Annotated in this window: 15 protein-coding genes and 1 pseudogene; 15 read left to right on the top strand and 1 reads right to left on the bottom strand. The window is 38.3% G+C overall.

Annotated elements, in window-relative coordinates:
* Positions 1 to 373: 373 nt before the first annotated feature.
* Complete coding sequence (locus FFM68_RS12315) at positions 374 to 2302, bottom strand: hypothetical protein (RefSeq protein WP_137619589.1); 1929 nt, start codon at positions 2300 to 2302, stop codon at positions 374 to 376.
* Positions 2303 to 2709: 407 nt separating this feature from the next.
* Between FFM68_RS12315 and FFM68_RS12310 the strand changes: the two genes are divergently transcribed.
* The 15 genes and pseudogenes from FFM68_RS12310 to FFM68_RS12225 all read left to right on the top strand — a co-directional run bounded on the left by FFM68_RS12310 (position 2710) and on the right by FFM68_RS12225 (position 14874).
* Complete coding sequence (locus tag FFM68_RS12310) at positions 2710 to 3306, top strand: helix-turn-helix domain-containing protein (protein ID WP_137619588.1); 597 nt, start codon at positions 2710 to 2712, stop codon at positions 3304 to 3306.
* Positions 3307 to 3468: 162 nt separating this feature from the next.
* Complete coding sequence (locus FFM68_RS12305; protein ID WP_137619587.1) at positions 3469 to 3693, top strand: DUF3173 domain-containing protein; 225 nt, start codon at positions 3469 to 3471, stop codon at positions 3691 to 3693.
* Complete coding sequence (locus tag FFM68_RS12300) at positions 3683 to 5005, top strand: site-specific integrase (RefSeq protein ID WP_137619607.1); 1323 nt, start codon at positions 3683 to 3685, stop codon at positions 5003 to 5005. Before FFM68_RS12305 ends, FFM68_RS12300 begins: the two co-directional genes overlap by 11 nt.
* Before the next feature lie 28 nt (positions 5006 to 5033).
* Positions 5034 to 5249, top strand: coding sequence for a hypothetical protein (locus FFM68_RS13310; protein ID WP_002311035.1), 216 nt, complete (start codon positions 5034 to 5036; stop codon positions 5247 to 5249).
* A gap of 218 nt (positions 5250 to 5467) precedes the next feature.
* Positions 5468 to 5659: a hypothetical protein gene (locus tag FFM68_RS12290; RefSeq protein ID WP_002314345.1), complete on the top strand. Its 192-nt coding sequence runs from the start codon at positions 5468 to 5470 to the stop codon at positions 5657 to 5659.
* Between the two features lie 941 nt (positions 5660 to 6600).
* Positions 6601 to 6789: a hypothetical protein gene (locus FFM68_RS12280; protein WP_002311028.1), complete on the top strand. Its 189-nt coding sequence runs from the start codon at positions 6601 to 6603 to the stop codon at positions 6787 to 6789.
* A gap of 721 nt (positions 6790 to 7510) precedes the next feature.
* Entirely contained in the window at positions 7511 to 7933 is a 423-nt protein-coding gene (locus FFM68_RS12270; protein ID WP_002307506.1) for a cupin domain-containing protein, read from the top strand.
* Positions 7934 to 8016: 83 nt separating this feature from the next.
* Entirely contained in the window at positions 8017 to 8670 is a 654-nt protein-coding gene (locus FFM68_RS12265; RefSeq protein WP_010742427.1) for an ABC transporter ATP-binding protein, read from the top strand.
* Positions 8667 to 9431, top strand: coding sequence for an ABC transporter permease (locus tag FFM68_RS12260; RefSeq protein WP_114526051.1), 765 nt, complete (start codon positions 8667 to 8669; stop codon positions 9429 to 9431). The genes FFM68_RS12265 and FFM68_RS12260 overlap by 4 nt, the downstream gene beginning before the upstream one ends.
* Before the next feature lie 467 nt (positions 9432 to 9898).
* A pseudogene (locus tag FFM68_RS12250) lies at positions 9899 to 11088 on the top strand (IS256 family transposase).
* A gap of 535 nt (positions 11089 to 11623) precedes the next feature.
* Positions 11624 to 12196 carry a Dps family protein gene (locus tag FFM68_RS12245; protein WP_002307615.1) on the top strand — a complete coding sequence of 191 codons (573 nt, stop codon included), beginning with the start codon at positions 11624 to 11626 and terminating at the stop codon, positions 12194 to 12196.
* 184 nt (positions 12197 to 12380) lie between these two features.
* Positions 12381 to 13088, top strand: coding sequence for a Crp/Fnr family transcriptional regulator (locus tag FFM68_RS12240; RefSeq protein WP_137619585.1), 708 nt, complete (start codon positions 12381 to 12383; stop codon positions 13086 to 13088).
* 228 nt (positions 13089 to 13316) lie between these two features.
* Entirely contained in the window at positions 13317 to 13655 is a 339-nt protein-coding gene (locus FFM68_RS12235; protein WP_137619584.1) for a hypothetical protein, read from the top strand.
* Positions 13640 to 14494 (top strand): prolipoprotein diacylglyceryl transferase, encoded by an 855-nt coding sequence (gene lgt / locus FFM68_RS12230; protein ID WP_060812728.1) that lies wholly within the window; start codon positions 13640 to 13642, stop codon positions 14492 to 14494. Before FFM68_RS12235 ends, lgt begins: the two co-directional genes overlap by 16 nt.
* A 146-nt stretch (positions 14495 to 14640) precedes the next feature.
* Positions 14641 to 14874 carry a heavy-metal-associated domain-containing protein gene (locus tag FFM68_RS12225; RefSeq protein ID WP_003103602.1) on the top strand — a complete coding sequence of 78 codons (234 nt, stop codon included), beginning with the start codon at positions 14641 to 14643 and terminating at the stop codon, positions 14872 to 14874.
* Positions 14875 to 14876: the final 2 nt, after the last annotated feature.

Genomic DNA, 14876 nt, shown 5'->3' with positions numbered 1-14876 from the left:
GAACTTAGGCACATAACCACTGCAGGCCATCGCTCGTTATGAGACTAAAAAGCCTCTCAGAGGTACTAGGGGCTCCTCTGAGCTATTTTGTAGATGAAAGCGAGCCCTACTAAAACTTGGTGAAGGGGAATATACCACTGTACCGTTCTCTATCAAAGGAAAATCAAAACAAAGATATTGGATTTTTACAATTGCTAAAACGTCAAGAAATGGAAAAAATCTATGACCACGTTCGATAAGGAAAACTATACAAAACGCACACGAGGATTTTCTGATAAATAGAAAAAGCGATGCTGATCAGCATCACTTAATCTAATATCTCTTGCCTTGTTACTATTAGTATATCGTTAGTGAGGCTTTAATATAAACTGTATTAGGTGTCTCTGTATGATTTTGGAACATCAGGAGGCATAACACTGTAAACCAAAGAATTTTTAGGTATCTCCAAATTGAGATTATCGTTGGTTTCCATGATTGATCTAAAGAGGTAGTGTCCAGACTTAACAAAATATCCCCTGTTTTCCTTAAGAACATTCTGGACGCTTACAGAGCTATAGCCAGGGAATGACTTTCCGACCTCCTTGATCAGCTCTTTTTCCGCAATCGCACACACCGTTAACGGATGGAGGTTTTCTAAGATCATGTCAGCTTTTTCTAATATTCGCTTTTTCTTATTACTTAAATCTATTCTCTCATTTTGGGGAAACACCTTCTTTGCTTCCGCTTCACCAAAGCAAAGTTTTACCCAAGCGTATGAAAAATGTTGATAAGTGAAATAAAAATTTTCCATTACTGGAATAATCTCATTTATTAATCGATCAAAAAAGGAAGCATCTAGTTTGCGCAATCGGTAGACATTAACCCTTTTTGGCTCAAATGCTTTTCCTTTATACGAAAAATACCCATTTTTTTCTTTGGTATGTTCTGCGATCTGATCTAAATAGGTTACAACGTCGATAGATAAATCATTGTCATCTAATTTATCTACCATACCGATGAAAGTCATGAACGATAACAACTTGTTCCATTTTCCTATACTGTATTCAATATTAGTTTTGCGCCCGTACCGTTGATCCATCAACTCTGCTAAAAGACTTCCTGACATAATACTAATAGTATTTCCTTGTTTATCTGTTGAAAAATAGACTCTTGGTATAAGGGTTTCGTAAATCTCCTTCATATCAGACACCTTACCCCTTATTGCTTTATGTAAGGTAGGTTTTAAAGCATCAAGCGTATCGAAACCTATTGGCATTTGTTCAATAATTGATTGGTATTCCGAGGGATACAATTCCAGCTTCATTAAAAACCAATTGAATGTTTCCCCACGACTGTCAAGCCCTCGCACCCCTTTTACTATGCTCAAAAAATCTCCTTTGACACCGCATGATTCACTGAAACAATGATAATACGAATGATCATTGTCACCTTTATAAATTGCCCCAGACGGATGTCTGTCATCATGAAACAGACAACAAAATTTCTCGCTCTTTATATTAAGCAACTTCTTCATATCAGTTTTTAGCAACCGATCATATATTTCATTGATGGTCATGTCAGCAGAACTGAAAATAGAGTCACCAAACCACTCTTTCATTTCTTGACTGTCTCCCCTTTTGATCATCTCAGTAAAATCATCTGTACTGCTTTTCATAGAATCTGGTAAAATGACTGATGTCTCCTCTACGATTTCCTCTAAATCATCAATAAGAAGTGCACCGTTGTCAAAAATATTCCCTATGCTGATCACTGCGTTTTCATCAGATTTTCCACCGTAGAAAATTCTAGTTGATAGACTCACCTGTTCATCACAATATGGAATTTGCTTTTGTAGGTACATATACAATTTTTTATTCTCTTTCCAGTTAGTAACGGGGGCTTTCAGAAGAAATACTAATCTGAATCTTTCCGATTCTTCCGAATGTCGGATACTCTTTTGCACCGCAAACGCTTCGTCCTTTACAATAGGTAATCCTATAGCTTTCTCTATACTCAAATACCTTGGATCATCCTTGCTTAGAGGTACTGGCTTACCTTCCTCATTGAGTTCCGTGTTGTCAATATCAAGGATGACTAAATGAGTCTCAAGAAGACTTTCCTTACTGTTGGTAAATCCCTTTGTTTTACAAGGTATGAAAGATTTTCCAGTACCTAAAATCTCCAACAACTCCTCCTCACTAACTTCCTGATAATTTTCCTTACGTAGGCATCTTCCCCAAATGCCGTTACTTCCCTCAGTATTTCTTTTAGTTGGCTTACTAGTGATTCTTACAGTGTCTACCATAATGGGTATTTTTTTCATTGTTTGTTACTCCTTTGCTGTTTTAGTATTTTTGTTAAATCATATAGATAAGTTAGTAACCCATAAAACATATCTATATGATTCAATTAAAAGTTTCGTAGCGTTCGTCTCCATTGGTCAAACGTTTACCAAAATAAATATTTATAAACATTTAAAAAGAACGATCGTTACGGTAAAAATATATCACCCAGCCTATTTATTTTCAATAGAGAACTAAATAAAAAACATCATAAAAAAATTTAAAAATCAACTCTATTGACTTTATTTAATAGACTGAAAGTTAAATCCCCTACCCAAAAAAACCAAATATTACAACACTATTAAATAACTATTTTATTCTTTTGTCAATATTTTTATGTTGACCAGTAAACACGTGTCGTGTATACTCGGAAATAGGAGGTGAAGAGATGTTTATAAAGGAATCAGACTTGATTGACCCATTTATGGTAGGGGAGAGGATTAACTTAATCCGCGAGAGTTTCGACTGCACTATGGAACAATTCGGACGCCTAGTAGGAGGTACCAGTAAAGCGGCTGTCTATAATTGGGAACACGGAAAAAGGCTCCCTAATAAAGAGAGCCTTGAGTTGATAGCCATTCTAGGAAAAACTACCAGTTCAATACTACTATACGGTGTTCTAGAACATTTTATTGCTTCATTATTTAATACAGATTCAAAAACATACCATAGTTTAAGAAGTTTTTATATAGACTTTGGTCGTAAGGAGCTAGTTAATGCGTATGAACTTGCTCCACTTAAAACAAAAGAAGCAATTATACAGAAGGTGATTGAGAAGACTAAAAAGAATAAGTGGAGTTACTCAGACCTACCCCACATTGCTGATACATTTTTAATCATTGCTGACAAAGAGTTAGGGACACAGTATTACATGGAGAATGTCCCAACAAAAATAAGTGATGTACTCTCATTCATCGAGAAACAAAATCTATCAGATGAGGAAGTAGATTTACTATTAAATACTGTACGAGATTATTTCCAGTAACAGCAACGCAAACACAAAGATTATAGAGAAAAGCACAAGAAAAGAGACCGTCACCACGCCTTGGACAGCAAATAATGACGATCCCTCTCACAAAGTAGATGAGAAATCTACCTACTTAGTATCTCATGCTTTTCGAATTATGAAAAGAGGAGGATTTACCACATGGTAGACACGATTTGTAAAAAAGACTTGGTACAGATTGGTTATAAGGAGCACACTGCTCGTTCATTAATCTGCCAAGCAAAAACGATTATGGTAGAACGTGGTTACCCGTTTTACAACAACAAACGGCTCGGATTAGTTCCCAAGCCTGTTGTTGAATCAATCATAGGTGTCACACTCCACCTAAATAAAGATGAGAGCGATGTGATTGACGATGACAAGTAAAAATCAGCAAACAACGAAATACCCTGGTGTATTCAAAGACCTAAAGAGCGGATGTTTTTTCTATCAGACAGAGCTTGGCGTAGACCGAATAACGGGCAAACGCATCAGAAAGAAAGATCGCAAGGATAGTAACGGGAAAATCTTTAAAACAGCTTCTGATGCTAACAAAGAGCTAGTACGGGTGAAAAGAGAGTATCACAAGGTCAATAGCTATGCCAATTATAAAATGACGTACACTGAGTTTATGAATGAGCTCTACATCCCCTTCTACAAGACAGACGTAGAGGAAAGCACCTTTGCCGTACGAGAAAAAACGCTTCATACTATTCGTGACCGTTTCGGTTCAAAACCACTCAGACAGCTCACCGTCGAAGATGTACAGAACTACCGTACGTACCTGCTAACATCTAAGGATGACGGCGGTGCAGGTTATTCACAGTCATATGCTAGCTTAGTGTTCGGCATGTTCCGCAAGAGCTTAGACAAAGCCGTTGAGATGCGTTATTTAGAGCACAATATCTCTAAACGTGTAAAAGCTATCCCTAAAGGAAAAGCCTGTGTTCCATTTTGGACAAAAGAGGAGTTTGAATCAGTGATCGCCCAGATATATATAGGTGACTTCTACGAGCATTTAAACTTTGTCATGCTGTGGGTTTACTACATGACAGGTGTACGGGTTAATGAAGGCATGGCTCTCTGGTGGGATGACATCGACCTTGAGAAGAAGCGTATGCGTGTACATCACATGTTAGTACTAAAATCTAAGAGCGATTGGAAGCGTAACGCTTATACTAAGACAGAGGATGGAAAAAGAATGATTGCCTTAGATGACGATACGGTCTCTATACTTCATGAATGGAAGAAACGGCAGACTACCATTGGTCTTGGCGGTGAAACTGATTTCATTTTCAGCTACGATGGAAAACCGATGATTAAGTCCACTCTTGCCCGAATTATCAAACGCTATGCTGAATCTGCAAACGTAAAAAGAATACAAGGCAAAGGGTTACGCCACAGTCACGCTTCTTATTTAATCAACGAGTTCAACGTCTCTGTATTAGTTCTTTCACAGCGCATGGGACACAGTTCCCCTGAAATAACGTTAAAACACTATGCTCACATGTGGAGCGGTGCAGACAAGAACATAGCAGAAGAGATGTCGGGGAATATTACAATCAAAACCGCAGACAAAACTAACGTCCAATTTATTGGGAATCAGTCCGTTACACAAGCTGTAAAATATTGTTCCCCACCAAACACCCCACCAAGCGATGGCAAAAGTCACTTGAGGATAGTCGTAGCAACGGGTTAGCTATCCCCGTCTTGGATAGAGTGGGGATATGGACCTTGAAGATGCCAAAATTAGCATAGAAGATCTAAGTGTTTATACGAACGATGATCAAACCTATTTCGTCGTTTTTGATCTCAAATATGAAGGATTGGATTCAAATCAAGTCCTTGTTTATGTAGCATCCGATCACGTCAGTTATTCCAATATAATCGATCATTATGAGCTAATCGCAACAAATACCAAATTAAAAAAGTGGAATAGATGATGGCTATTTTCGAAAAAGTCTCTTACTTTATTTCTATCGATCATCGGTAAAGTATCGTCGGTCGGTCACAAATCAAGTCAAACACCTGGAACGGGTGACGAGCAATGAATTTGATCAATTCAAAAATAAAGTAGCTTTTGAAAAGCTGCAGCGTGAAATCGAACAAGCAAAAATGAGTCAAGAGTCAGACCTATTCAATTAGGAGAAAGAGGAAAGTCATGGAAAATTATTACTTTATCAATAGCGTGGATCCAGAGAACCAAATGATGCGTATTCAAGAAGTGGGTGCTGGCGAAATGAGTGCGCAACAGGTACGTATCACGAAAGAGGATGCCGATGTTTATTCTTTAATGTTGGATGAAGCAACGCAAGAAGGGGAGCCGCTGATCGTTCAGCTGGATCTAAAATAAAGTCAAAATCAGCCGTAGAAAAAATTTTTTCGACCAGTACAAATAAAAACCGATTTTCTTTTTTTAGAAAGTCGGCTTTTAATAACGAAGCTAATTTAGTTGAAGTAGTTGCTCAATAATCGAAGAGCTGCCTGGTAAAAATAAAAGTAGACTACCTATGACTAACAAGATCCCTAAAACAAAACAGGCTATTACGAATTTGGTTGATCTAGATACTTCTTTATTTGAAACACTTATGATCAACAAAGTTATACCGACAGCTAACGTTAAAAAATACCAAAATCCCATTGTTATCGCCCACTTTCTTTGAATAGTTTTTACTTTCAAACTGTTTAATAAATTTTATCATAGACAAGAAGAACTAATCCTTGTACAAGAAAAATATATGTAAAGTTTAAACTTTCTTATACTATATAGGTTGAATTAAATACTTTACATCCGCACGCACAGTCGGTCAATCACTACCAAGCCAGGTAAAAGCAAAGGGGCTATTTTTGCGTATCGCTCAAAATCAAGCATGATTGGCGGACGTGGCGTTGTTCTGACTTCCGAAGAAGCGATTCACGAAAACAAAGATACATTTACGCATTGGACACCCAACGTTTATCGTTATGGAACATATCTTGCCTGTCGCTAAAATAGTGTACCGCCAAAAAACGCTTGAAAGGAATTTTTCTTTTGCTCGCTTGTTGCTTTGTAAGAATAAGTAGCTATTCTGCAAATAACCCTAATATTTCGTATTTCTCTAAAAAACCAGTGTTTGAGAGGGAAGTTCTACGCTCATTTCAGATTGATCTATGGGTAACTATCCATGAAAATGCCTGTAAACCGCTCTTTTTTCAGTTTTTTTAAAGAGAGAGAAAATAAAAATAAAATACCAACTTTTTACGTATATTAATAACGAAGGACTTAAATATAGGATGATCAAAGGAGGCGTTCTTATGTATGAAGACGAATGGAGAGAATACTATGCAACCAAAAATGAGAGCATACATATTACGAGAAACAAACTCATTTTCCAATGCAATGAAGGAATCGCTCTGTCTACTCATAAAACGGAAATTGAAAGAATCATGCATGCATTGGCACTTAAACTCTTATTACTGGAGTTAAATTCATATGATTTTTAATCTGCAAAAAAGTTTATAGCACCGTCGCTTATACCAGAAAATATAACAAACGCCGCATTGTTTTTTTGTGCACTTTAATAATCTATTCAACTAAGGAATTAAGCTGGCTGTCAAGAGAGTAATATCGTATTGAATCTCAGGTGGAAATTTTCTGCGGTATCTTTTTTGACTGAAATGACATTAGTGTCTTTTGGGGATTGTGTATGTAAGTATTTTTTAAAATCATTTTAACAAGTTTTGGACAAAAATTCTCATGAAAAAACAGAATTTAAATAGCATGATAAATTAGAGAAGATAGTTTAATGTGCTTATAGGAACACCCCACTTTTACAGTCACAATCAATAACCTTGCTACTTTCTTTCGAAATTGATAAGAGTCTAAAGGATTGACAACGCTTGATAGTGAGCATAAACTTAATGTACGCTAGTTAGTTTACAAGTGCAAACTAAAAAAGTATGATGTGTCGTCTCTGAAATTCTCCCTGATTCAAGTCATAACCAGAGTACATATCGGTTATTTTTTGATTCCATATTTTTTCCTTTATGTGCTGAGGATTAAGGGGTACCAATTGTAATTGCGCGTTATATGGTCTTTTTTAGAATCGCTCTCCAAAAAGCCAATTTTTTGCATAGAATTTTAGATGTGGTACCATTAATTAGAATTATTATAAATAAGAAGTAGGTATCATTGTTTTAGTAAAAAGACTAGGAGGAATGGAAGATGGAAATAGACTACAAGGATCATGGGAAGAAGCCGTATATCATTAATATTGAAGACGCCACCACAGGAAATGATAATTACCGGACGACCATTTGGACAGGCAGTAAACTGCAAGTCACCGTAATGTCCATTCAACCGGGCGATGACATCGGTTTGGAAGTGCACGAAGGCATTGACCAATTTATCCGTATTGAAGAAGGAGAAGGCGTGTGTAAAATGGGGCCTTCTAAAGATAACTTACATGTTCAACAAAAAGTGATGGATGATGACGCCGTATTTGTTCCGGCGGACATGTGGCACAACATCGAAAACACCGGTGATAAGCCGCTCAGACTGTATACCATTTATGCTGGTCCAGATCACCTTGAAGGAACGGTTCACCCTACTCATGAAGACGCCAAAAACGATCCAAACGAACACTGAGGTACACTAGGATGAAACAAAAGCCCTGCACCCGTATGGATGGTCCACTGGTGCAGGGCTTTTTTATAAAGGAGAGAAGTGGTATGAGTGATTCATTGTTTAAATTAGAGAAGGTTGGTTTTCAGGCAAACGGAAACCAAATCCTTCAAGATATCTCTTTTACAGTAAACAAAGGGGAAGTGATTGTTTTTTCTGGTCCTTCTGGAAGTGGAAAAAGTACCCTTTTGAAATTAATTGGTACGCTGCTTTCCCCAACTTCCGGAAAAATTTATTATCGAGGTACGGATCTGCAAAAAATCGATCCTGTGGAGTATAGAAAAGAAGTCTCTTATTTCTTTCAAAACGCTTCTCTATTCGATGAGACAGTTCAAGAGAACTTGTCTTTTCCTGCCCGCATAAGAGAAGAAGGATTTGATCGGGAACGTGCAAAAAAATTGTTAGAACGAGTTCAAATACCTGAAACTTACTTATCGAAAGAGGTCAAGGAACTATCAGGAGGGGAAAAACAACGGGTTGCATTGGTTCGAAATTTGATGTATCAACCGAAAGTGTTGCTCCTGGATGAAGTTACCAGTTCATTGGACCAAGAAAACAGAGCGATTGTCCTTGATTTAGTCCGAGACATGATGAAAGACCAACAAACTACGGTGTTGGCCGTCACTCACAACCAGGAAGAAATCGACCAAGCTTCTCGTCTGATTACTATCAAAGGTGGAAAAATGGAGGAATCGAAATGACAAACAATTTGGAAATCAGTAATCTTTCTTTGCTTTTATCCTCTGTCCTCTTGATAGTTGCCTTGTTGATTGATTACAAAGAGAAATTGGGATTAGGAAACGACATTTTTATTGCGGGAATTCGCGCTGTCGTTCAATTATTCCTTATTGGATATGTATTGAGCTACGTATTACGAGTGGATAACAACTTTCTCACTTTAGCGATGGTTTTGTTCATTGTGTTCAACGCTTCTTATAACGCCCATACACGCAGTGAGGGGATCAACCGCTCTTTTAAAATTTCAACGACGGCTATTGGAGTAGGAACAGCCTTGTCCTTACTCATTCTTGTTTTTTCAGGAGTCATTGACTGGTCCCCTTCCCAAATCGTTCCAATTACAGGCATGATTGCCAGCAACGCCATGACTGCGATTGGAGTGACCTATCGGTCTTTGAATTCAAAATTTACGGACCAACGCCAACAGGTATTGGAAAAATTGGCATTGGGAGCCAATAAAAAACAAGCGTCCATAAGTATTGTAAGAGAAAGCGTCAAAACGGGCATGGCTCCTTCTATTGACCGAACAAAAACGGTTGGACTTGTCAGCCTACCAGGTATGATGTCAGGGTTGATTTTTGCGGGAATTGATCCTGTTCAAGCGATTCGTTACCAAATTGTTGTGATGTTTATGTTGATTTCAGTTACTGCGATTTCTTCGTTTATTGCTAGTTATATGGCTTACCGTGAGTTTTATAACAATCGCAGTCAATTAATTATATGATTTGGGATGATACACTACTCTTAAAACCAGTGGTTACAATTTTATGTAGTTAAAAGAAGACCTCACGAGAATAATTGCAAAAAGAACTTCATTTTTTAAGGAAGAAGGATATTTTTGTCATCGAATCTTTGGAACGACTAGGGCGAAACTATGATGAAATTTTTTATATAGTGCAGCAACTGGATTAAAAGGATATCGGACTGATTGTTTTGAACATGCCTATCCTCAACCAATGAGAACTTTCGACGAAATCATGTTCTAGAAAGAAATTTCTATCCAATAAGAATTCCAAATCATGGACACTATTATCAAAGAAGCTTTAATAGATAAAATATTCAAAGCAGATTCTAAAAAAGTCGATTCCACAAAATATGAGAGTGTAAAATATTTTGTGTAAATAGAAAAAAGGAAGTCCCTTCTGTAGAATAGAGTTACCACAACACATTCACAGAAAAGAGGACTTCCATATGAACGATTTTACTACAGAAATTCTAAAGACTCTAGCGAACAAAGGCGATTTGAATGAATTATTCCGTGTCCATTTGGAAAAAGCTGTCAATACACTTCTCAAAACGGAGTTAACGGCTTTCCTCGATTACGAAAAGTACGATCGCATTGGTTTTAACACGGGTAATTCTCGTAACGGCTCCTATGACCGTACGGTCAAGACCGAGTACGGGGAACTTCATCTCCAGATTCCGCGCGACCGCAACGGGAGTTCAAGCAACAGACTGTTCCTGCTTATAGACGGACGAATGATACCTTAGAGGAGACCGTCATTCACCTCTTCCGAAAAGGTATTACCATGTCGGAAATCGCAGACTTGATTGAGAAAATGTATGGGCATCACTACACGCCCCAAACCATGTCCAATATGACTAAATCATTTACGGAAGAAGTCACTTCATTTAAGGAACGTGAGCTTCATGACCGTTATGCCGCTATTTATATGGACGCAACCTATATCCCTTTAAAGCGGAAAACCGTCGCCAAGGAAGCCATTCATATCGCAGTTGGCATTCGCCCGGACGGTTCAAAGGAAGTGTTGAGCTATGCGATTGCACCAACTGAATCTATCACGATTTGGGAAGAGATTTTAATAGACCTCCAGGAACGTGGCGTGAAAAACGTCCTCCTTTTCATCGCGGATGGCTTAAAGGGGATGGCAGGGGCCGTGCAGCGGTTCTACCCCAAAGCCCGTTTTCAACATTGCTGTGTGCACGTTTCCCGTAATATCAGTCACAAAGTGCGTGTCGATGATCGTAAGGAAGTCTGTGATGATTTTAAAATGGTGTATCAAGCGTCATCTAAAAAGGCGGCATTGGAAGCACGTGGTGCTTTTGCGGAAAAATGGAAAACCAGCTATCCAAAAATGGTGGAATCGATCCTTTCGAACGATTACCTGCTCACTTTCTATGATTTCCCATTAGCCATACGCAAGACTATTTACTCTACGAACTTGATTGAATCCTTTAATAAGCAAATCAAGAAATACAGCCACCGCAAGGAACAGTTCCAAAATGAAGAGTCGATGGAACGTTTCTTAGTCTCGTCTTTTAATACTCACAACCAAAAATTCCTAGGTCGCAGTCATAAAGGTTTCCAACAGGCCGAAGGCGAGCTCGAACAAATGCTGAGTCAACCGATGGAGAATTAGAAACAATCTACAGTAGGGAAGAACCATTTACACAAAATTATTGACGCTCCCAAGCTAAAACTCCTATTAATCGATCTACTAAAAATAAATAAAAAAATTCTTTTCAATTTTTATTTATGGTATGACATAAATAAAGTAAAGTTATTCTTCTAGGTTAATCTTATTAATACTCTTTCTCACTAGTGTTGCATGCAACACTAGTGAGAAAGAGCATTAAATATACTGCAAGGCAAGACATTTGGTAATTGAAGAATAACAAGCAAAAAAATAGCAGTCAGGTCTCTTGACAAAGTATAGTTGCTATTCTTTTTTTAGGCCCTACTTTAATGAAATTTTTGTTTGGAGGGAACGACTTCATTCCTTTGATTATTTCAGTTGAATTTAATAGAGAAGCCTGGCGTCTATTAAGAAATACTTTTCTTGATGAGCGTCAATTTTTTTAACGGAAATCTATCCTATACTAAATTCAGTAAAGAAAAAGGAGGAATCAAAGAAAGCTATTTTAAACAAACCAAAATTATAGGAGGAATAAATCATGACTGAAAATAAAGCTACTCAAGAAAGAACACCCCAAGAAAGATTGCAAGAAGAACAAGAACACAAGGAACATGTTCATCATACGAAAATTAATGCAGCGGCCATTGCGGATCATCTTTTAGGCAACATGCATACATTACATGTGAAACTGCACCAATATCACTGGTATGTAAAAGGAGCCAATTTCTTTACGTTGCATGAAAAATTTGAAGAGTTGTATAACGAAAATGAAAAATGGTTCGACAAACTTGCGGAGCGTCTAATTACTTCTGGGCATAAACCTGCTTCGACAACGGTTGAATTTGAAAAATATTCGATGCTTTCGGAAGATGCAGTTAATAAATACGCTAAAGCAGAAGACATGGTTGAAAATATTATCGAGGACTTCAGAAGCACTCGTGACCTAACTATTCGCGCGATTCGTTTAGCTCAAGACGAGGGTGACGATGCTTTAGAAGATACATTGATTGCTTTTAAAAATGACTTAGACAAGAACATTTGGATGCTGCAAGCGTTCATTGGCAAAGAGGCATTGGAAGACGACGATGCGTTCGATGAGGATGAAGATTAGGTTTTTCGTAAACATACATTTAAAAATTAAAGATTTTGGGGTTGGGACTCTTTCCAGCTCCTATTTTTTTGCCGTTAAAAAGACTTTTCTTGATGAGTGTCAATTTTTTTGAGGTAGGGGGCCTTTATACTAAATATAGGAAAGTTAAAAGAAGGACAATAAACTGATAAAGGGGAAGAACGAATTGACTCAATACACCCAACCACATGCAGCAGGAGACCACTCAGCTTGTATCCGCTTAGTCCCAATATTCAATCATTTGGAGGAAAGCTCGATGGATCGCATCGCTGGAAAAGCTCACACGAAGCACTATCAAAAAGGGGAGTTTCTGTTTCGCTCGCAAGAAAAAGATGATGCCTTGTATATTGTGAATCGCGGAAAAGTCCGCATCTATCGCTTGTCTAATTCTGGCAAAGAGCAACTAGTTCGTATTTTGAATCCGGGTGACTTTACGGGAGAATGGACGTTGTTCAATCCTGATGCTGTGCACGAGGAATACGCAGAAGCTACTCGAGATACGTCTGTCTGCATGATTCAACAACATGATGTACAAGAGTTTCTAAAAGAGTATCATGCAATTTCGTTAAAGCTGCTAGGAGAGATGTCGCAGCGGTTAGAAAGCTCCGGACGTCAAACTGCACAAGTAGCCGTGGAGAGTGTCATTACCCGTTTAGTTTTGTTTTTGGCAGAAAATGTGGAACCTGAAATGGGCAACTCTCCCACCATCACCCTGCCGATGGCAAAAAAGGACATTGCTTCCTATTTAGGAACGACACCTGAGACCATCAGTCGTAAATTTGGAGAATTGGAGGACGAGGGATTGATTCAACAGCTGTCTGGGAAAAAGATCAAGATTCAGGATTTAGATGATTTATTGCTTTACAGCGAATAATCGGACACACTTTTTTCTACACGTTGGTGTTCTGTCGCTCTTCATTAATAACGGGACAGAACTCAGTGCTTTTGCTTCCATCTGTCCGTTTTTGGCTTTTTTAAGACAGAACGACCTTCATTCATTGGAAAAATAAAAGCACAAACATGATAATCCTCAAGTTTCTTTGTTTTATTTTTCTTTAAGATAGGGTTGCCGAACAAAACGTAAAAATAAGTAGAGGTGAATGTGCATTATTTTTGGGTGATAGTTGCCATCACGTTGTCAGCAGCGGGTGCATTCTTTGTCGTCCCTTTCACCAAGAACACGATTGGCGGCGAAGCAAAAACGTCTAACGTTGTTGAGGCAGATAGGTTAGCTATGGAAAAAGAAGAGGAAGTTGTAAAAGGAGCCGGCGTAATCGGACACGGAAAAGTGGCGTATTACGAAGCGAGTGACCAGGGAGCTAAAAGTGAATTCCCTGTTTGGTTTCCATGGAGCTTAGCCGGAATCTTGTTCAGCATCACCATGACTAGAATGACGCGAAAAATTGAAGAAATGGAGCAAATAGAATGGAATTCGTATTAGGCGTTTTGAATCCCCATGTGGTGGAGATTGGTTCTGTTGTGATTCATTGGTATGGAGTCATTATTGCAGCGGGCATATTAGCGGCTCTCCAGTTGAGCACCAAGGAAGCAAAGAAAAAAGGACTGGAAGAGGATACCATTATCGATATGGCCTTATGGGCAATTCCGATTGGACTCCTCGGCGCTCGGCTTTATTATGTGTTATTTGAACTTGGTTATTATCTGCAAAATCCAGGACAAATCCTTGCGATTTGGAATGGCGGCATTGCGATTTATGGGGGATTGATTGCAGGAGGGGGTACGCTATATTGGTATGCAAAGAAAAAAGGTACTTCTTTGGCACTCGTTCTTGATATTTTAGCGCCCAATGTATTGTTAGCCCAGTCCATTGGTCGTTGGGGCAATTTTATGAATCAGGAAGCTCATGGTGGACCGGTTACTCGTCAATTCTTGGAAAATCTTTATTTACCTGAATTTATCATTGAACAAATGAATATCAATGGTACCTACTACCATCCGACTTTTTTATACGAGTCATTGTGGAGTTTGTTGGGCTTTGTCCTCATCGTCACTATACGGAACCGAAAACAGCTTTTGCGTCAAGGAGAAGTCGCTTTGAGTTACGTTTTGTGGTACTCAGTGGGTCGGTTCTTCATTGAAGGTATGCGAACGGACAGTTTATGGATTGGCGAGTGGATCCGCGTTTCGCAAGCCTTGTCTCTGGCCCTGTTTATTGGCGCGATTGTAGTATGGTTTATACGCAGACAAGATTATCCACCAATTTCTTATTATTCTGATGGCAATAAGGGGCAGAAAAAGACTATTAAGATGGTGAATTGAGCAAAAAGATAAAAAGAAGTGCAAAACTTGATATGCGTCAATTTTCGTTTGCTAAAAGGGAGCTATACTACAGTTGTAAAGAGGAAAAGGCAGTGTTCATTAATCTGCTGCCGATAAAATAAAAACACATAAAGGAGATAGGAATTATGGAAAAAGCTATATTGCAATTAGAAACGTTGTCTTGTCCAAGTTGTATGCAAAAAATTGAAGGTGCTGTGAAATCAGTTAACGGTATTGATAAAGACAGCATTAAAGTATTATTCAACTCCAGCAAAGTAAAAACCAATTTTGATTCAGCTGTCACTTCGATTGAAGAGATTCAAAAAGCTATCGAAAACGTAGGCTATCCGGTCCTTAAAGCAAAAGTCAAGGCCGCTTAACA

This window comes from Enterococcus xiangfangensis, from assembly GCF_005405365.1.
Classification (GTDB): Bacteria; Bacillota; Bacilli; order Lactobacillales; family Enterococcaceae; genus Enterococcus_A; species Enterococcus_A xiangfangensis.
The sequence above is the reverse complement of the archived record's forward strand: the minus strand, read 5'-3'. Positions and strand labels throughout refer to the sequence as shown.